Consider the following 19735-nt stretch of genomic DNA (forward strand, 5'->3'; position numbering starts at 1 on the left):
TTGACGCCATAGTCTCTTGTTAGTATGCTTTAGCACGGTCAAAGATTGTTTCCACACAACCGCTAATTGTTGGAAATAAACTTGATGCATTTATATGATGCTTATCTAAAACATCAATTAATTCAAAAGCTTTACTTGATGGAAGTTTAAATTCACATAACACTAAACCATCAAGTCTAGACTTTAACTCTTGCAGGCCTAGCAAAGTATTGTTTTCGCTTTTTTCTTCGTTATTTTTATTATTAATGTATGTTACATAATTTTTGATACATACAGGAAGAAAGCCACGATGTTTGATATTTCCAAATTCATACTGGCATGTGAAAAGCCCTTTTTGAGCTTTTAGATGTGCATTAAAGTAGGTTGGTGGTTTGACAATACCAAATGTAATATCTTCTTCAGAGTTATTATAAATTTCATTATGGTGCTTATCTAACTCACTTTGGCCTTTAAATTCACTCCAGCCCGCATTCAAAGCAAACACTGATAAAGATTTAACTTTAGAACCTTTTTCAATTTGTTCAATACACTGCTTAGCTGCAAAATATGCTGCTATTAATGAATGGTTAGTCCAGTCAAGAAGTCTAGTTGGGAGACCGTAATGCTGTGCTAGCGCTAATATAGAAAGGTACTCTTGATCAGGCCAAACTTTTTCGTGACGAAGAATCTGAGATACCTCTTGGGTATTATCTAAAGTATCTAAAATTTTATAGATAAGGTTTTCATTTGGTAAATGGAAACCATTTGAATTAACTTCTTTAATAAAAGAAACTATTAATTCCCACTCCATTTCTCGTTGCTGCCCGAAAGTTCGCTTAGGGCCTTTTTGAATACCTAAATATGGAATTTCAGTTTCGTCACGGTAAACGGAAGGCAACAAAGACCATTTAGAATCACCTTGCCCTCGAAAAATGTAATTTTTAAAGGGGTGTGAATTTATATCCCCAAAAGGTGATATTGCTTTAATCAAATTTTCAACAGTATTAAACCTTCTGGATTCTAGCATCTCAACTCCGTTTGCATACTAACGATCTAGCTCACGAGCCGCAGGTCTCGTGAAGCGAGTTGTTAAGGATGACTGGAGTGCAAGCCTGCAGGCTATGTTCAACTTATTTCATCCCTAAAAAATAGATGTTCCACTGAAGCCCCTCTGGGAAGCTTATTGTCTTCAGGGAGTATCCTTACTTGACGTGCTCGTTGTGTCCTTTTGAACCCGTTCAACGGCGCAAACGAGTTGCGTCAAGCTAGCATATTTACACGACCGCTTCCAATCACCTTTTCGACTTGAAATATCTGTTTATAGGTCTAAAACTGATTTTACAAATGCCGAAAATAAGCTACCCAGACGTCTTTAACATTTTAATATACGGCGTGCGCGTTTTGCCAAGCCATGTTGAAAAAGCGTGCACAGTAAAAAGCCTGAAAAAATCATTAATAACAGCTTATTAAACCTTTACGCTTAAGATTGTATCCAATACACCTAGGGAGAAAAGTGAGTCGCACACTTTGCTTTCCGGTTATCTGAACTTTTCATGAACGCACACTTACATCTTACTGAATTTACGCCTATTTCTCTTTTCACTCAATAGCAAACCGTGAACTGATTACGCAAAATTTAGAGATTAACCGCACAAAACCGATACGACTGTATAAAAGTACAAACATTGGTTAACTAAAAGGTTCTCGCTAGGCGGAACCCATACCTTTCCGACTGATGAGAAAAAGTATTACAAAGAGGTCAGTGTTGCATAGGGCAAATTACTGGAGATAACACGTAATGGGGCATAAATGCTTTAGCTGCTGATAAAAGTGGTTCCAATTGCCCGCGGCAGGTGCTGGACAGGATGTTCGAATGTTGTGATCACATGGATGTGAATGAACGACCGTATGTGCAGGCGCGGCTGAGGCTCGCCGCGAGCACCTCCTTGTGGGCTCAACGAAAGCGTCCCTGTTTTCGACGGCCTCAGCCGCACCTACACTAGGTTATAAAAGCAAAAAATCTCAGCATTAGAGTTACCAATAAAAGCTTTTAAATTAGATAAAACTCCACATCAGTGAACATCAGAACTTACATTTAAGTAGCCAAATTTGCAGACTGCAATCTTCCCCGTTGGAAATTTTGCTTTTAAAAAAAAAAGCCGGGGCGCTGAGGGATTGTCAATGGGCGCAAGCGCTTTGCCCCTTGGCTCGGGTGTGGGCGAAGCGCCACGACGTTGTCGGCCACAAGGCCGCACTACCTTGAAACCATATTGAGATACCAATAATTTGATGTAGATGTAGATGTAGATGTAGATGTAGAAAATTTACCCTTTGCCAAATTACAGGCAAAAAAAATGCCTGCTCAAAGAGCAGGCAGACATATTCAAATGTTCCTAGAGGAAATCGGCATAATGCTGCTAGCGTTGATTCAACACAAACACATAACCAAAATACTATTAATTAGTGAACATCAAATTGCAGGCAAAAAAAATGCCTGCTCAAAGAGCAGGCAGACATATTCAAGTGTTCCTAGAGGAAATCGGCATAATGCTGCTAGCGTTGATTCAACACAAACACATAACCAAAATACTATTAATTAGTGAACATCAAATTGCAGGCAAAAAAATGCCTGCTCAAAGAGCAGGCAGACATATTCAAGTGTTCCTAATGGAAATCGGTTAGCGCGCTAGCGTTAATCAATGGCACGTTGACAATCGTCAACATACAACTTGCGTCTAAACACACCCAAAGGGTGCTATAAGGTTGATGGATATGGAACTACTTTAAAGGAGGGTTAGCCCTAAAAAGTCATGGCGAAAAAACCGCCACGCAAAACATCTGTATTTAACCAAGAGCTTTGCGAATAAATGGTAGAACTAGTTGCAAGTGACATAATCATTACTCCAAACAAAGTTGTAAAAAAAATACTCTAATCAATTTAACTACGGGGTTGAGACCAATTAAACTGATGAGTCAACTTGTCGCTCGATTCCTTGGAGAATTATCCTTCCTGGATAGACTAACCTTGATAGGCATTAACCCTAATCAAGAGTTGCCATTATAGGGTTTCGTAATTTAATTACAACTACTAATTAAGAATAATCCCAAAACTGGCCATAAACGTAATTTAACCACACCCGGCACACCTCGAGATCACAAAAGCGGCCGCTTTTGCGAACCACACCTAAGTACTGGCGATTATCGGTCAAGAAAATTACGGTTAAATAACGATAATCGACAGACACATGATCTTGTGAGTGACCAAATAGCAAATGGGCAGGGCAAAAAAAAGCCCGCTCAATGAGCGGGCAAGACATATTCAAGTGTTCCAGATGGAAATTGGTTAACGCGCTAGCGGTAATCAATTGCAAATTGATGTTCAACTTACAACTTGGTCTATAAACACCTTATAAAGGTGCAATAAAGGATGATGAAAACGGCTGACTACAAGTAGGTTAGCCCTTGTATGCCATGGTATATATACCGCCACGCAAAACATCTGTGTTTAACCAAAAGCTCTGCGAATAAATTGTGCTGCTCATTGTAAAAGACATAATCGTTACTCCTAACTAAGTTGAATTCCAAATACTGTGCTTGTTGTTACAACCCATCTTGGGTTAAGCAAAGTCAACTTGTCGCTCGATTCCTTGGAGAATTATCCATCCTGGATAGACTAGCTCGATTAGGCACCTGCCTAACCAACGAGAATCATTATAACGAAATGTAGTTTTATTACAACTATTTTTATTAAAAAAGCTAAAAAACACCCTTTAATGTAATTTTATTACATGAATACAGCTAAAAAAGCCGACTCCTTAGTCGGCATTAAAATAATTATACCCATCCAACCTGAAGATGGGTATACACCAAACTTACTGGCTATCGACCATGTAGTTAAACAGCCCCACCAAAGGCGTTGCCGTAGGCGAGCCGTATTGTGGATGCCCTTCAGTCGCGCTGCCAGCAATATCCAAATGAGTATAAGCGATAGGTTTGTCACTATTTAAGCCGTGGCGACTTAATCCTGAAGCCTCAATTAGAAATGCGGCAGGGTATTGATGCCCTCGCGCAGTAATTGAAGAGGGAGCGTTATTAGATGAAAGCATATCAGCGGCACTCGATGGATCTATAATTTTACTAAAATCATCTCGGCGCAATTGTGACACCTCAATAGGTTCGCCCCAAACAGCTGCTTGTTGCTGTATACGGTTAGCGACATTAGCCTGCTTAGCCACACTATTTTCTACTGCCGCTGTATAACCACCAAAACAACGAACAACATGGCCGGTTAAAGTCGCGACTGAAAACATCTCTGGATTAACCGCAGATTGCGCCTTAATACGTAGGTGGGAGAGCAAGTCGGCTAAAACAAGTCGACCTTCGGCATCGGTATTACCGATGCGCACCCGTTTACCTGCATGGCTGGCAATGATCTCGTCGGTGACAAACGCTTCGCTACCAATGCTATTGCGTACTAACCCCAGCTCGGCAACAATACGAATGCCTTTGGGCTTAAGCATACTAACGGTTTTCATTAACCCCGCCACAGCCGCTGCGCCGCCTTTATCACGGCTCATGCCAGCCATTCCACCAGCAATCTTTATATCTGCCCCACCGGTGTCGTAAACAACTCCTTTGCCGGCAAATAAGAAAGTACGTTCAATATCGCCTTCACCGACATATTCAAGCTTAACCACTCGAGGCTGATGCCGGAGTACTGCAAAAGATGAACGACCTACTGCACTCAGTAGCGGATAGTCACGCTCTAGAATATCTCTATCTTCAACAACTGACATGGTTAAGCCGCTATCAGCAAGTGCAGCCAAACAGTAATCAGCAAAAGCTGGGGCTGACATACGTTCAGGTTCGGTACCACATAAGTCTCTGGCGAGAGTACGCCCCACTTCAATCGCCGTTAACGTCGCCGCATGATGCGTATCGCTCAGCAAACCAATACACTCTAGTTGCGCATCTGCACCGCCCGCTTCTCGCAGCTCTAATGCTTGCCATAACTCTTGACCACAAGCTAAAGCAGCAACTTCGGTCGATTTTTGATAGCGCGCGTCAGCGATACCATTAACTAGCAATAATGGTCGTTTTGCCCCCGCCTCTTTAGCGACTCGGATCCCTTTACGCGCAGCGTCAGCAAATACTCGTACATCTTCATACTCATCACTTGCCTTAGTTACCGGTGATATAACTAATCGGCCACCCGCTAAACCTGGCGCAAACAACAGAGTTACGGATTTGCCGACTCGCTGGTCAACTTTCTGACCATGGTTTGCCAGCAGTGCAACTTCTTCAACCTTAATCGCATTGAGATCGGCAGCAACAACCACTAGCGCATCCCATCCATTACCTTCGAAAATCGCCTCTTGAGAGGCTACATCAACATATTTAACTACAGCCATGACCCTTCCTTTTTATTTTTAATTGCTGGCATTATTGTCCTATTGAGCACAGATTACCAACGACTTAATTGTGCTTAAAAATTTATCTGGCAACTTCAGCTGACAGCCACTCGCTAAAGCACAGTAAACCACTCTTGCGTAAACAAAGATTGTGGTAGAATATTGCGGTTTTCAGCCTCAAGCGCACCAGCGCTCTAGTGATAATTTGAGTAATAGGGGAATTTTCTGTGACTGCACTAAACCAGCTACAACCACAAGCACTATGGCAATGGTTCGAACAAATCTGTGCCATTCCACACCCATCTAAGCATGAGCAAGCGTTGAGTGAGCATATTCAAGCTTGGGCAAAAGACAAACAGCTTTCAGTTATTGAAGATAAAGTCGGTAACCTTATTATTAAGAAAGCCGCAACTGCGGGCATGGAAGATCGTAAAATAGTGGTGCTACAAGCCCATATCGATATGGTCCCGCAAAAGAATGCCGATAAAGAGCATGATTTTGAAAAAGACCCTATTGATGCTTATGTTGATGGTGACTGGGTAAAAGCGAGAGGCACTACGCTGGGGGCAGATAACGGCATTGGTATGGCTTCGGCTTTAGCTGTTCTTGGTGCTGATAACATTGCCCATGGTCCACTTGAAGTGTTATTAACTATCGATGAAGAAGCTGGAATGACGGGTGCGTTTGGCCTAGAAGCCGGCATGCTTGAAGCTGACATTCTTATTAATACCGACTCTGAGCAAGAGGGCGAGATTTACATGGGCTGCGCTGGCGGTGTTGATGGTCAAATCAGTGTGCCTATGGTGTGGCAGTCTCCAGAGCCAACAAACTCAAGCTTTACACTATCAATTGCGGGTCTTAAGGGTGGCCATTCAGGGGTCAACATTCATTTAGGTCGCGGTAATGCCAATAAATTGCTCGCTAGATTCCTATTCGATCATAGCGATGAGCTTGCACTTGAGCTAACTAACTTCACTGGCGGTTCACTGCGTAATGCGATTCCCCGTGAAGCGCAAATTAGCTTTATGACGCCCGCTGAAAACGTAACACTACTACAGCAACGTATTGCGGAGTTCCAGGCATTGGTTCGCCAAGAGTTGGCTATTGCAGATCCTGACACGACGCTGACACTCACTGAGATCCCAGCAGAAACAAAGGTGATGAGTGAAGACTCACAACAGATATTAATTGATATCCTCAATGCCTGCCCTAACGGCGTAGTGCGCATGAGCGATGAAGTTGCTGGCGTAACTGAAACCTCACTAAATGTCGGCGTCATCAGTACTGAAACTGATTCTGTGCAAGTGCTTTGCCTTATCCGTTCATTAATCGACTCTGGCCGTGAAGAGATAGAGGGTGTGTTGACCTCATTGAGTAACCTTGCGGGTGCCAACGTTGAATTTAGTGGTGCTTACCCTGGTTGGAAGCCTGACAACAGCTCACCGGTTATGGAAAGTGTCCGTGCTACTTACGAAGACATCTATAACAAAGAGCCAACAATCATGGTGATCCATGCTGGCCTTGAGTGCGGTTTGTTTAAGAAGCCTTATCCAGAGATGGACATGGTATCGATTGGTCCGACTATTCGCTATCCACATAGCCCAGATGAGAAAGTTAACATCACTACCGTTGGTCAGTACTGGAAACTGTTGTTAGCAGTGCTTGAGCGTACTCCGGTTAAAGATTAAACCCTTTAAATAGTGACAACCAAATAAAAAGCCGCTGATGTAAATTCAGCGGCTTTTTTTATCTTGGTTGAGACTCAGCTAAAACGCTTTCTAAAAGCCTAAGTCTAGTTGCGATGCACTTGCTGCACTCGCCTCATCATTAATGGCTTGTTTAGAGGCCAACCCCACTGCAACGCCCAATAAGCGTATTCCTCGGCCCTGTTGTCTTTCTAGCGCTTGTGCCAATAACTGGTAAAACAGATTAACAGACACTTCATCACTTCGGTGCTCAATTGTGGTTTGTTTAAAGTCATCAAACTTAAGCTTTACCACTTGTTTATGAATAGTACGATCTTTGGCACTACGATTGACTCTAGCCCCCAGCTCTTGGATCAATTGCGGCATTACGGCTTTGCACTGTTCCAGCGTGTGAATATCTTTCGCTAAGGTAGTTTCAACACCAACCGACTTACGCTCTCTATTGGCAGAAATCCCCCGCGTGTCGATGCCTTTAGCGCGCTCTATCAATACCCCTCCAAACTTACCAAAACGCTCAACTAAAGCGTCATCAGAATAGGCCTGCACGTCGCTACACGTATGCAGACCAATATCCGCTAACTTCTTAGCGGTGACTTTACCCACTCCTGGAATTTTAATCAGCGGTAATGTTTTTACAAACTCTTCAATCATTTCAGGACGGATAACATATTGGCCATTAGGTTTATTGAGATCAGATGCTATTTTTGCTAAAAACTTAACCGGTGCAATTCCAGCAGATGCAGTGAGTCCCGTCGCCAGCAAAATATCCTGCCTGATGGCTTCTGCAATACGGGTGGCAGAGCCTTGGCAGTGAGGACTGTCGGTGACATCCAGATAGGCTTCATCTAACGATAGTGGCTCAATGTGGCTAGTATATTTAGCAAACACCGCGCGAATTTGAGTCGAAACGTCTTTATATACCTGCATACGACCAGGCACTAAGATGAGATCAGGGCAAAGCTTAAGTGCATAAGCTGATGCCATTGCTGAGCGCACACCATATTTTCTTGCTTCATAGCTGCAAGTACTTATCACACCACGACGATCACTTCTGCCGCCAACAGCTATGGGTTTACCTCTAAGCTCAGGAAAATCACGCATCTCTACTGCAGCGTAAAAGCAGTCCATATCGACATGAATTATTTTTTGCAATCTCAACTCCTCCACAATAGATGTTACTGTATATATAAACAGTACTCAAGAGGCGTTAAGTAAATTATGCGTTCAAAGTGTGGGGGAGCAAGCATATAGGATCGAAAACGGAGCCAATTGGCTCCGTTTTGCTTAACCTGATGCTTTAAGCGTTAGCGGTCTAGATCTTGAACTGCTTAATGTTGCTTGATAATGACTCTGTCACCTGGGCAAAACTGTCAAAGTTACGTGATAGTTCTTCACTTGCAGCTAACGAGTCATCAGATAAAGCGCGAACATTCTCAACATTGCAGGCCACCTCTTCAGCAACCACGGCTTGCTGACCTACAGCGGCGGAGATCTCAATGGTTTGCTGCTGAATAGCTTCAATCGCACCGGTAATACTGTCTAGCGCGATTTCTACTTTAGCCGTGAGATCCTGACCGATATTAGCTTGCTCAACTCCCGCTTCCATCACCTGCTCTGCTTCATTGGCATTTTGCTGTAACGTCTGAATTATCTCTTGAATATTGGCGGTTGAATCTTGCGTGCGCGAGGCCAGTGTACGCACTTCATCAGCTACAACGGCAAAACCACGCCCTTGCTCACCCGCTCTCGCAGCTTCAATAGCGGCGTTAAGCGCTAACAAGTTTGTTTGCTCCGCAATGCCTCTGATGACGTTAAGCACTTCACCAATTTGCTCTGAGCGAGTGCGAAGTTGCTTAACCACTTTAGCCGCTTCAATCACCTGCACCGATAAAGACTGCATCCCTTGAGTTGCTTGTGCGACAATCGCGCCCCCCTCAATTGATTCAGTCTGTGCCTTATCGGCAAAGTCGCTGGCACGTTGTGCACTTGCCGCCATCTCTTGACTGGTATGCGCCATTTCTGTAGCCGCGGTCGCAACGGAGGCTATCTCCGCTTTCTGCTGTGCAACAGAATTGAGTGCTCGCTCGCTGACTTCTGCTGCGGCTGTAACACCATTTTCAACCTCTAAGGTTAAATCGCGAGTATCTTGCAGCATCCCCTGCACTTTTGCTGCAAATCGGTTGAAAGCATCACCGAGTTGCCCAAGTTCATCCTCTCTGTCCATTTCGATACGTTTTGCCAGATCGCTATCGCCTTCGGCAATATCTTCCATCGCCAGCAATAAGCTATTAATCTGTTTTCTGAACGGCATTAACATGCCCCAAACCGTGACACCGACAAAGAGCATTATCAAACAAGCAAGTAAAATTGAGTTGATGATAGCGTCGGTCACTGGCGCCTCAATAACCTCCGTTGGCAACATGAATGCTAGGTGCCATCTCTGTGCAGGGAAATCACCACCCACTTCCACAAAACTGACTCTTTGCGATTCGCCTTTAAAGGTTACTTCGGCAAAACCTGTGCGTTGAGACTGCATTTGACGACTCAGCGCATTAAAACCTTCACTATCTCTAAATTGGTTGTCTATTTCAGCAGCGTCAGAACCCGGTGGGAATTTCTCAGTAAAACCAGGAAAGTATACTAATTTTCCAGCATCAGTAATGAGGAACGCTTGGCCTGAACCTTGGTACTTAATTGGTGCTAAGAGTTCGCTACCAATGGTGTCGATCAGAATATCCATACCACCGATGCCGATGAACCGACCGGACTGATCTTTTACAACTGTTTTAACGGTTGCAGATATTGAACCATCATTGGCATCAACAGCAGGATCACCGACAAACATACCATTTTGGTCAATGGCTTCTTGCCACCACGGGCGCTTATTAGTGTAGTACTCACTGTCGTTGTAGCGACCATTAAGGTCAAAGTATTCAAAGGTATTGGCGGAGCCGAAAAACACTGACTTAATGTCACTGTCTGTATCGGAGAAGAACTTAAAATACTCAACAATAGCACTGTACTGTTTATCTGCAGATAGATCGCTTAAGCGGCGATCATATTTTCCGAACCACTCTAATACTGTCGGATCAGCAAACACAGCATGAATTAATTGACCTTTGGCGACAAAATAGCTGCGAACTTCGTTAGATTTAAGTTGTACTAAACTCGTTAAGTCATTGTCGATTTGCTGACGGGTACTGGTACTTTCATTCTTAACTAAGAACAATGCTACAATGGTGAAAAGTACCGCCAAAGCGCCAACAATAGTCACAACCAGCTGCATACTTAGCGAGCGTTTAAACCAATGCATCCTATATCCCTTTATTATTATATTTTTTTAGGAATAATGAATTTAACAGAAAACTGACAAGATTAAAGCACAAAATTCAACATTAAGTACTAACTGTATAAATAGCAGTTTACGGAGCACGAAAGGAATTTGTCGCGTTGTTTAGCAACGCGAGTCTCAGATAAAGAATGGCGGAATACAATATTATTTGATAGTCGACGTTACCAGATAAGACTTTTTAACACTCTCGATCTTAAGACTGTAACGTTCAAAATAGCTTTGTGAGCATTGACAGTTCATCTACAGAAAGTGTCGACTTAGTCGTGTTGGCTTTATGGGGGTGTGAACGACAATATCCGGACTGAGCCATTTCAAGCTGTTGTTCTAGACGCTCAATCTTACAAAGAAGACGTTCGATTTTAAGCTGATTTTCACTGTCATATACGTTGCTTTTTACAGAAATAATCATAACCTCTCCTCTGCATTGGGTTTGAGTTAGCTTTCAATTCAATCACATTACTGCAATTTAAGGTTAGTCTAAAAACCCTACACGACCAGCAATTTTTGTGTTTTATTGCTTGAGTAGAAATAGTAATGTCTAGTAGCTGAATACTCGCTGTATAGCTGCATGGAAAGCAACAGAAATGGGATAAGTTAAATAGTAGTAGAGGGAGTAGAAGGAGTAGAAGGAGTAGAAGGAGTAGGCACCATCACTAATCGTAGCTCTGGTGCCAATAAAACATCAATCTTTCAAAAATAGCGGACTACATTTTACTTTGTAGATAATTGGGTAAACCAACCATATCAATCAAGCCTAACTGCTTCTCTAACCAATACATATGATCCGATTCAGTCTCTTCGAGTAAGACCTCTAAAATTTCACGACTCTCGTAATCACTTTTCTGCTCACACAGTGCAATTGCGCTACGTAGATTATCAGCAACTTGATACTCGTATGCTAAATCATTCTTAAGCATCTGCTCTGTGTTTTTACCAATATTAAGCGGCTCACGGCTGGCAACGTCAGGTGTGCCTTCTAAAAAGAGGATGCGCTGCACCAGTTTTTTGGCATGTTCGCGTTCATCATCTGATTCATGGGAGATCCGCTCATGCAACTCATTCAAGCCCCAATCTTCGTACATCAATCCGTGTACAAAATATTGATCCATTGCCGACAACTCACCGGTGAGGAGTTTATTTAATGTGTCGATGACATCTTTATTGCCTTTCATAATAGTCTCCGGTTAGTCCATTTTCGATTGTAAGTAGTTTTGAATGCCCATCAGTGAAATAAGCTCTAACTGAGCTTCGAGCCAATCTAAATGCTCCTCTTCATCTTCTAACAGATCTTCTAACATATCTCGGCTAACGTAGTCTGCGGAGAGTTCGCACAAAGCAATTGCTTCACGCAATGACACAAGCTGCTCCTCTAACATCACTTTGTCGCATTCCAGCATCTCTTGGCTGTGCTCGCCGATGCGAATTTTGTCCAGTTGCTGCAGATTAGGTAGTCCTTCAAGGAACAATATCCTCTCAATCACTTTGTCGGCATGCTTCATATCTTGGATTGATTTTTTGTAAGCTTTTTCATTTAGCTCACCCAAGCCCCAGTTTTTAAACATTCTGGCATGGAGGAAATATTGGTTAATGGCGGTTAGCTCACTAGTCAACACCTTGTTTAGCTGGCTAATGACCTTAGGTTGTCCTTTCATCTGCTCATCCTTAGTAAAATTGATCTATATCAATATTTACAGCCTAGAACAAAAAACAACCAAACACAAATTAACCTTACATTTCAGTGATTTAATAAGGATAACCATTATCATTAGCACTACAATTACCAATTAGCGACGACTCTGTTAATTGACGATTTTATTGAGCAAAACTAGGGGATTGAGAGAAGCGATTTACAGACATTGATAATATTAAAACGTTGCTGCGGATGCTGAATAGTCAATAAAATAGTAAACAGCATTAAATATAGCGATAAAAGATATAAAAAAGGCTCCAAAAAAGGAGCCTTAATCATCGTCACGAACACCAGCTTAGATAATTCTGTTCTGCTCTAGCTTTTCGCGGCGCTCTTGTTCAGCCATTCTGGCCTTACGTTTGTCACATGGATCATCACAATCACATGCTTTCTCAATTCCTAGTGCGCCTAGACCACCGCAGCTTCCTGCCACCACTTGTCTCTTAACAAGGTAACCTATCGACATTAAGAAAAAAAATGCGAGTAACGCGACAAATGCCGCTATAAATGTGCTCATATTCGACTCCTACTACTGAGTAACGAAAGGTTTAAAAGCTTCACTATAAAAAACTTTAAAGCCATCTTGCTGCTTTTCTATTAGCATTATCGCAAGATGCTCGCGATTAGCAAGTTCTAGTGACTCCTGAGTCCCTAAAACCATCATAGCTGTAGCATAACCATCGGCAATCATTGACTCTTCGTGCAACACAGTGACAGACGCCAACCTATGGTTTATAGGGTAACCCGTTCTTGGGTCAATCAAGTGCGAGAAGCGTACGTCCTCCTCCTCAAAATAATTACGATAGTCACCAGAGGTTGCCATTGCCATATTTTTAGGGGAAATTACCTGCTGAATTGCGCCGCCCATTTCACCTGGTTGCTCTATAGCAATAACCCACAGAGAGCCATCGGCTTTAGTACCACGAAGGCTAATTTCACCACCGATCTCAACCAAGTAACCCATTGGATGATACTTATCTAAAAGAGCAGCTATTTTATCAACACCAAACCCTTTTGCAATTGATGAAAGATCAACATATAAATCAGGATTTTGCTTGCTGATTTTATTTCCAGATAGCGACAAATACTCGATACCAGTGCGGCTCTTAGCTTCTGCAATAACCTCTTTCGTCGGAATTGACGTTGGACGTTTATCAGGACCAAAACCCCATAAATTAACTAATGGCCCTAAGGTAATGTCGAGAGCACCATCGGTAATTTTGTATAGTTCTATACCTTCCGCAATCACTTTAGCAGTATCAGCTGAAACTTCCATTTGAGCGTTACGACTCATCTGGTTGAATCTAGATAACTCCGAATTAGGACGGTAAGTTGACATTTGATCGTTCACTTTCTCAAGAGCCAGATCAATTTCCGCCTGTAAGAGCTGAACATCCGGCAGCGACTCACTGCGCACAACTTTAATATGATAAGTTGTGCCCATTGTGTTACCGGACAGTGAAATTACTTCAGCAGGTTTAGCACATCCTGAAATAAAAAAGGCTAACCCGATAAGGGCCAGCCAGTTTACTAAGGTCTTAAACATTATGACCTAGATCTCCAATTAGAGAGGGTTTAGCCACCGAAGTCATCTAGTAAGATGTTTTCATCTTCGACACCAAGATCTTTAAGCATACCGATCACAGCAGCGTTCATCATCGGTGGGCCACACATGTAGAACTCACAATCTTCTGGCGCTTCATGATCACGTAGATAGTTTTCAAACAACACATTGTGAATGAAACCCGTGTAACCATCCCAGTTATCTTCAGGCTGTGGATCAGACAGTGCAACATGCCACTTAAAGTTGTCATTATCAGCCGCTAGGCCATCAAAATCTTCAACGTAGAACATTTCACGGCTTGAACGCGCACCATACCAAAAGCTAATCTTACGCTTTGAGTTAAGGCGCTTAAGCTGATCGAAGATGTGTGAACGCATTGGTGCCATACCTGCACCACCACCAATGAATACCATTTCTGCGTCAGTCTCTTTAGCAAAGAACTCACCGAATGGGCCAGAGATAGTGACCTTATCACCCGCTTTTAGGCTAAAGATGTACGATGACATCTTGCCACAAGGTAGCGATAGGTTACGCGGCGGAGGCGACGCAATACGCACGTTCAACATGATGATACCTTCCTCTTCAGGATAGTTCGCCATTGAATATGCACGGATTGTTTCGTCGTCAACTTGAGACTCAAGCTTAAAGAAACCAAAATGCTCCCAGTCACCACGGTACTCTGCAGGAATATCATAATCTGCATATTTTACGTGATGTGCTGGTGCTTCTATCTGAATGTAACCACCAGCACGGAAAGGTACTGAATCGCCACCAGGTATTTGCAACTTAAGCTCTTTAATGAAGGTCGCTTTGCTATCGTTAGAGATAACTTCGCATTCCCACTTCTTAACACCAAAGATCTCTTCTTCTAGTTCGATCTCCATATCAGCTTTAACGTTTACCTGACAAGATAAACGGCAGCCCTCACGAGCCTCACCCTTGCTGATATGATCCATCTCAGTCGGCAGAATATCACCACCACCTGATTTAACGTGTACTTTACACTGACCACAAGTACCACCGCCACCACAAGCAGAGGATACGAAAATACCGCTCTCAGCTAGTGCGCCTAGTAGCTTTCCACCTGCCGCAGTTTTAATTGCTTTATCAGCATCATCGTTGATGCCAATAGTGACATCTCCGCTCGGCACTAACTTAGATTTGGCAAATAAAATAACCAAAACTAAAACCAATACAATTGCGGTAAACATACTCACACCGAGATATACATCGATTGGAGTAGATTCAAGAATACCCATTAACTTATCCTTAAAGGTTCAAATTAAGACGTCGCTTTGGTGTCTCTTTACAGAGACACACCAGAGAACGACATGAAACCTAGAGCCATTAAACCTGCGGTAACAAAGGTAATACCCAGTCCGCGAAGCCCATTAGGAACATCAGCATATTTTAACTTCTCACGGATACCGGCAAGTAAGACAAGTGCTAATGCCCAACCGATACCGGAACCAATACCAAACACTAAACTTTCAGTCAGGTTGTAATCACGCTCAACCATGAAAGATACTGCACCGAAAATTGCGCAGTTTACAGTGATTAGCGGTAGGAAGATCCCCAATGCGTTATATAACGGCGGGAAATACTTATCCAATGCCATCTCAAGGATCTGTACCAACGCTGCGATAACACCGATAAAGGTGATGAACTTCAAGAAGCTCAAATCAGCATCTGGAACGCCCGCCCAAGCTAATGCGCCTGGAGCAAGAATACCTTGATAGATAATTTGGTTAACGGGAACTGAAATCGCCAGTACCACGATAACGGCAACACCTAAGCCCATAGCTGTTTTTACTTTCTTAGATACTGCTAAGAAGGTACACATACCGAGGAAAAAGGATAACGCCATGTTTTCAATGAAAACAGAACGAATTAGTAGACTAATATAATGTTCCATTATGCTTATCCTTTTGCTTCTACTTGCTCTGGCTTCATAGTACGAATAATCCAGATCAATGCACCGATCAGGAAGAACGCACTAGGAGGCAGAAGCAATAGGCCATTAGGCTGATACCAGCCACCGTCTGAAATCTTGCTTAAGATCTCGATGCCGAACAATGAACCGTTACCAAATAGTTCACGTACGAAGCCAACAGACAATAGGATTGCACCATAACCAATACCATTACCAATACCGTCCATGAAGCTCATCAAAGGCGGTGTCTTCATCGCATAGGCTTCAGCTCGGCCCATAACAATACAGTTAGTAATAATCAAACCTACAAATACAGATAGTTGCTTAGCAACATCGTAAGCGTAAGCTTGTAGTACTTGGTCAACCACAATTACCAATGACGCAATAATCGTCATCTGCACGATGATACGTACACTGCTTGGAATGTGGTTACGGATTAGTGAAATAAATAGATTAGACAGCGCACATACAGCGGTAAGCGCGATAGTCATTACAATGGCAGTTTCCATTTTAGCGGTAACAGCCAGTGCACTACATACACCCAAAATTTGCAATGCAATCGGGTTATTACTAAGGACAGGTCCAATTAGAACCTGTTTAAGCTCTTTAGCATCAGCCATTAGCTAAGCCCTCCATTACGCGCTTTTTCAATAAAGCGAGCAAAGCCTTCTTCACCTAACCAGAATGTCAGTGAGTTCTGCACACCGTTACCTGTTAGCGTAGCGCCCGATAGTGCATCTACACCGTATGGTGAAGCTGCAACGACAGGGTTTTTAGTAACGCTAATCGCTAGCTCACCTTTATCGTTATATAGCTTCTTGCCTTCCCATTTAGCAATCCATTGTGGGTTTTGAACTTCACCACCAAGACCAGGAGTTTCACCTGAACCGGTAAAGCTGTAGTAAACCAAGCTACGAATTGTATTTAGATCAGGCTCAACAGCCAAGAAAGCGAACATCGTTGACCACAATCCATAACCTTTAACAGGAATAATCACTGTTTGTAGTTGCTGGTTGTCATCACGAACGAGGTAAACCACGGCATTATTTGCTACACGCTTAACTGACGCAATGTCATTTTGCGGTACAAAAGAGGTCGCTGGCGTACGTGCGGCTTTCTCGGTGTCAAAAGTATCTGCATCACCAGCAACGAACTCACCGGTTTTAAGGTCAACAAGCTTAGCTTCAACATACTTATTGTATGTCTCCAAAACTTGCGCTTTCTCGACTTTGTCTTCTCTGGTATTAATCAGACCAGCAGCTTCAAGAATATACTTTTGCTTATCAAGTAGTTTGTTCTCTTGCTGAGTTGGTTTCAATAATACTGCAGCCGTCGAAACGAACATAGAGCAGATGAAACACAAGCCAACAACAACAAATAGTGTTCTTCCGAACGAATCTTTATTACTAGCCACGAGCAATCCTCCGCTTGATATTCGACTGAACCACAAAATGGTCAAATAATGGAGCAAATAGGTTAGCGAACAAGATGGCCAACATCATGCCTTCAGGGAAAGCAGGATTAATAACACGAATGAATACCGCCATAGCACCGATTAAGATACCGTAGCCCCACTTCGCATTATTAGTGAAAGACGCTGAAACAGGGTCTGTCGCCATGAACATCATACCGAATGCAAAACCACCTAACACCAGATGCCAATACCAAGGCATGGCAAACAGTGGGTTAGTATCGCTGCCAATAAAGTTCAGTAGGAATGAGACGGCAATCATACCGGCCATCACGCCACCCACGATACGCCATGAAGCAATACGGGTATAGATGATAACTGCGCCACCGATCAAGATAGCCAGAGTCGAGACTTCACCAACAGAACCTGGAATGAAACCGAAGAACGCATCCCACCAGTTTTGAGTCAGTCCATACTCCAATGTGCCTTGCGCCGCTTGGCTCAGTGCCGTAGCACCTGAGAAGCCGTCAGCAACGACCCAAGTTGTATCGCCAGACATACTTAGCGGATAAGCAAAGAAGAGGAACGCACGACCAGCAAGTGCCGGGTTTAAGAAGTTACGACCTGTGCCACCAAATATCTCTTTCGCCACAACCACACCAAAGGTGATACCTAAAGCAACCATCCATAAAGGAATTGTTGCAGGCAGTGTTAGTGCGAAAAGAATCGAGGTAACAAAGAAGCCTTCGTTAATTTCATGCCCGCGTACTGATGCAAACAGCACTTCCCAAATACCACCAACAGCGAATGTCACGGCATATATGGGTAAGAACCAACAAGCGCCATACCACATTAATGCGGCCACACCTGAGTTTGCTGTCAATTCAGTACCAAACATACCGAACAAAGCAACTTGCCACGTATCAGGAGAGGCAAAGCCTGCTACTAACGCGTCTTGTGCTTGTAAACCTACGTTGTACATACCGACAAACATAGCTGGGAATGCACAGGCCCAAACCATGATCATCATACGCTTTAGGTCCAAGTTATCACGAACATGGGTACGACCCTTGTTCACGTGACCTGGCGTATAAAAGACAGTATATGCAGCTTCAAAAAGCGCATAAAACTTCTCATATTTACCGCCTTTTTCAAATTGCGGTTCAATATTTTCGAAAATCTGTTTTAAGCCCATTAGCCTTCCCTCACGATCGTATCTAAACAGTCACGTAGATATGATGCATAGTCATATTTACCAGGACATACGAAAGTACACAGTGCCAAATCTTCTTCGTCCAACTCCAATGCACCTAATGTCGCAGCGCCATCGTAGTCACCAGAGACCAGGTCTCGTAGCAGCATAGTCGGAAGAATGTCCAGCGGCATGACACGCTCATAGTTACCAATGGGTACCATGGCACGATCCGATCCACCTGTGCTCGTTGTCATATTAAACAGACGAGAAGATGAAAGGTGCCCAAGGAATGCACGAGTGATAGAGAATTTATCAGCGCCAGGCATAGCCCAACCGATGAACTCTTTCTCTGTACCCTCTTCCAACAAGCTAATTTGGTTGTGGTAACGACCAAGATAAGCATGAGGACCGGCAGCCTTACGTCCACTCAAAACTGAACCGGAGATAATACGAACATTACCTTCGCTTACTTCATTTTGAGTCAGTTCAGCCATAGAAGCGCCAGCGACAGTGCGAACTAATCGAGGCTTAACCGCTTTAGGACCTGCTACAGATACCACACGCTGAGTGTTTAGCTCACCGGTAGTAAAGAGCTGGCCTATCGCGATAACATCTTGATAGTTAATCTGCCATACCGTTCTATTTGCAGAAGCGGGTAAAAGGAAGTGTATATGGGTACCGGCTAAGCCTGCAGGGTGTGCCCCGGCAAACTCTTCAACCTGAGCATTTGCACTTGGAATATCAGCGCCAGGAGCTTTACAAAGGTAAACTTTACCTTCAGTTAACTTTGAAAGTAGCGTTAAGCCATGTTCAAAATCTGCTTTATGCTCAGCAATCACGACGACAGGATCTGCAGCCAGTGGTTGAGTATCAATCGCGGTGACGAAAATACCAGCTGCAGTTGAATCAACCGCGGGTATTCTACTGAAAGGACGCGTTCGCAAAGTCGTCCACAAACCTGATTCAATCAGATTGTCACGTACTTGCTGAGTCTCAACTTTTCCTATTGCAGTGGCGTCAAATTTAGCAAAAGAGATACTGTCATCTCCTTCGACATCAATAACAACAGACTGCAGAACACGTTGAGCGCCCCGGTTAACTTCGGAAATGGTGCCACTGGCTAAAGCGGTATATTTCACACCCAGATTCTTTTTATCTTCAAAAAGAATCTGACCTTTTTTAACTTTATCGCCTACCTTAATTTTCATGGTAGGACGTAAGCCAATATACTCTTCACCCAAAATAGCTACATGGTTGATGGCTGGGCCATCATGAATAACTTGTTCTGGCCCACCGGCTAAGGGTAGGTCCAATCCTTTCTTTATTGTAATCATATCCACAAGCACTACGTTATGAAGGAAAGACAATGCGCCGCGTTCCTGCTAAACACACAAGTTTTAAACAAACCTTTTTTCGTGTTGAGCTAGCGCAGATTTATCGCTGAAATGCGATCGCAATCACGCTGGTCGCGCGCATTTTACCGCAAATATCACT

16 protein-coding genes are annotated in these 19735 nt (G+C 43.3%); 1 reads left to right on the top strand and 15 read right to left on the bottom strand.

Annotated elements, in window-relative coordinates; genetic code table 11:
• Positions 1–19: 19 nt before the first annotated feature.
• On the bottom strand, positions 20–1006 hold the full coding sequence (locus JK628_RS16900; protein ID WP_202286114.1) for an FRG domain-containing protein: 987 nt from the start codon (positions 1004–1006) through the stop codon (positions 20–22).
• A gap of 2845 nt (positions 1007–3851) precedes the next feature.
• Positions 3852–5390, bottom strand: coding sequence for a M17 family metallopeptidase (locus tag JK628_RS16905; protein ID WP_202286116.1), 1539 nt, complete (start codon positions 5388–5390; stop codon positions 3852–3854).
• Between the two features lie 227 nt (positions 5391–5617).
• On the opposite strand from JK628_RS16905, the gene JK628_RS16910 reads away from it, so the two are divergent.
• Positions 5618–7078 (top strand): aminoacyl-histidine dipeptidase, encoded by a 1461-nt coding sequence (locus JK628_RS16910; RefSeq protein ID WP_202286118.1) that lies wholly within the window; start codon positions 5618–5620, stop codon positions 7076–7078.
• A gap of 90 nt (positions 7079–7168) precedes the next feature.
• On the opposite strand, the gene dinB is transcribed toward JK628_RS16910, so the two are convergent.
• The 13 genes from dinB to JK628_RS16975 form a co-directional block, all read right to left on the bottom strand.
• Positions 7169–8248 carry a DNA polymerase IV gene (dinB, locus tag JK628_RS16915; protein ID WP_202286129.1) on the bottom strand — a complete coding sequence of 360 codons (1080 nt, stop codon included), beginning with the start codon at positions 8246–8248 and terminating at the stop codon, positions 7169–7171.
• A gap of 160 nt (positions 8249–8408) precedes the next feature.
• Complete coding sequence (locus tag JK628_RS16920; protein WP_202286131.1) at positions 8409–10409, bottom strand: methyl-accepting chemotaxis protein; 2001 nt, start codon at positions 10407–10409, stop codon at positions 8409–8411.
• 247 nt (positions 10410–10656) lie between these two features.
• Positions 10657–10857: a hypothetical protein gene (locus JK628_RS16925; protein WP_202286133.1), complete on the bottom strand. Its 201-nt coding sequence runs from the start codon at positions 10855–10857 to the stop codon at positions 10657–10659.
• Between the two features lie 295 nt (positions 10858–11152).
• Positions 11153–11620, bottom strand: coding sequence for a bacterioferritin (bfr, locus tag JK628_RS16930; RefSeq protein WP_202286134.1), 468 nt, complete (start codon positions 11618–11620; stop codon positions 11153–11155).
• A 12-nt stretch (positions 11621–11632) separates the two neighbouring features.
• Positions 11633–12100: a bacterioferritin gene (bfr, locus tag JK628_RS16935; RefSeq protein WP_202286135.1), complete on the bottom strand. Its 468-nt coding sequence runs from the start codon at positions 12098–12100 to the stop codon at positions 11633–11635.
• A gap of 333 nt (positions 12101–12433) precedes the next feature.
• Positions 12434–12655: a (Na+)-NQR maturation NqrM gene (nqrM, locus tag JK628_RS16940; protein WP_202286136.1), complete on the bottom strand. Its 222-nt coding sequence runs from the start codon at positions 12653–12655 to the stop codon at positions 12434–12436.
• 12 nt (positions 12656–12667) lie between these two features.
• The gene (locus JK628_RS16945; protein WP_202286137.1) at positions 12668–13684 is read right to left on the bottom strand and encodes an FAD:protein FMN transferase; all 1017 of its coding nucleotides are present in this window, start codon (positions 13682–13684) and stop codon (positions 12668–12670) included.
• Between the two features lie 29 nt (positions 13685–13713).
• Positions 13714–14961, bottom strand: a complete 1248-nt coding sequence (gene nqrF / locus JK628_RS16950) for an NADH:ubiquinone reductase (Na(+)-transporting) subunit F (protein WP_202286138.1) — start codon at positions 14959–14961, stop codon at positions 13714–13716.
• 47 nt (positions 14962–15008) lie between these two features.
• The gene (gene nqrE / locus JK628_RS16955) at positions 15009–15617 is read right to left on the bottom strand and encodes an NADH:ubiquinone reductase (Na(+)-transporting) subunit E (protein ID WP_101089960.1); all 609 of its coding nucleotides are present in this window, start codon (positions 15615–15617) and stop codon (positions 15009–15011) included.
• A 5-nt stretch (positions 15618–15622) separates the two neighbouring features.
• Positions 15623–16255, bottom strand: a complete 633-nt coding sequence (locus tag JK628_RS16960) for an NADH:ubiquinone reductase (Na(+)-transporting) subunit D (RefSeq protein WP_202286139.1) — start codon at positions 16253–16255, stop codon at positions 15623–15625.
• Entirely contained in the window at positions 16255–17049 is a 795-nt protein-coding gene (locus JK628_RS16965; protein ID WP_202286140.1) for a Na(+)-translocating NADH-quinone reductase subunit C, read from the bottom strand. The genes JK628_RS16960 and JK628_RS16965 overlap by 1 nt, the downstream gene beginning before the upstream one ends.
• On the bottom strand, positions 17042–18241 hold the full coding sequence (locus JK628_RS16970) for an NADH:ubiquinone reductase (Na(+)-transporting) subunit B (protein WP_202286141.1): 1200 nt from the start codon (positions 18239–18241) through the stop codon (positions 17042–17044). Before JK628_RS16970 ends, JK628_RS16965 begins: the two co-directional genes overlap by 8 nt.
• A complete protein-coding gene (locus JK628_RS16975) occupies positions 18241–19575 on the bottom strand; it encodes a Na(+)-translocating NADH-quinone reductase subunit A (RefSeq protein ID WP_202289857.1) in 1335 nt (444 codons plus the stop codon). Before JK628_RS16975 ends, JK628_RS16970 begins: the two co-directional genes overlap by 1 nt.
• Positions 19576–19735 lie beyond the last annotated feature (160 nt).

Origin of the sequence: Shewanella sp. KX20019 (assembly GCF_016757755.1) — a bacterium.
GTDB lineage: Bacteria > Pseudomonadota > Gammaproteobacteria > Enterobacterales > Shewanellaceae > Shewanella.

Bases quoted from the DNA above. Each gene is read 5' to 3' on its own strand.
- JK628_RS16900 (WP_202286114.1), bottom strand. From the start codon at position 1,006: ATGCTAGAATCCAGAAGGTTTAATACTGTTGAAAATTTGATTAAAGCA.
- JK628_RS16905 (WP_202286116.1), bottom strand. From the start codon at position 5,390: ATGGCTGTAGTTAAATATGTTGATGTAGCCTCTCAAGAGGCGATTTTC.
- JK628_RS16920 (WP_202286131.1), bottom strand. From the start codon at position 10,409: ATGCATTGGTTTAAACGCTCGCTAAGTATGCAGCTGGTTGTGACTATT.
- JK628_RS16925 (WP_202286133.1), bottom strand. From the start codon at position 10,857: ATGATTATTTCTGTAAAAAGCAACGTATATGACAGTGAAAATCAGCTT.
- bfr (WP_202286134.1), bottom strand. From the start codon at position 11,620: ATGAAAGGCAATAAAGATGTCATCGACACATTAAATAAACTCCTCACC.
- bfr (WP_202286135.1), bottom strand. From the start codon at position 12,100: ATGAAAGGACAACCTAAGGTCATTAGCCAGCTAAACAAGGTGTTGACT.
- nqrM (WP_202286136.1), bottom strand. From the start codon at position 12,655: ATGAGCACATTTATAGCGGCATTTGTCGCGTTACTCGCATTTTTTTTC.
- JK628_RS16945 (WP_202286137.1), bottom strand. From the start codon at position 13,684: ATGTTTAAGACCTTAGTAAACTGGCTGGCCCTTATCGGGTTAGCCTTT.
- nqrF (WP_202286138.1), bottom strand. From the start codon at position 14,961: ATGGGTATTCTTGAATCTACTCCAATCGATGTATATCTCGGTGTGAGT.
- nqrE (WP_101089960.1), bottom strand. From the start codon at position 15,617: ATGGAACATTATATTAGTCTACTAATTCGTTCTGTTTTCATTGAAAAC.
- JK628_RS16960 (WP_202286139.1), bottom strand. From the start codon at position 16,255: ATGGCTGATGCTAAAGAGCTTAAACAGGTTCTAATTGGACCTGTCCTT.
- JK628_RS16970 (WP_202286141.1), bottom strand. From the start codon at position 18,241: ATGGGCTTAAAACAGATTTTCGAAAATATTGAACCGCAATTTGAAAAA.
- JK628_RS16975 (WP_202289857.1), bottom strand. From the start codon at position 19,575: ATGATTACAATAAAGAAAGGATTGGACCTACCCTTAGCCGGTGGGCCA.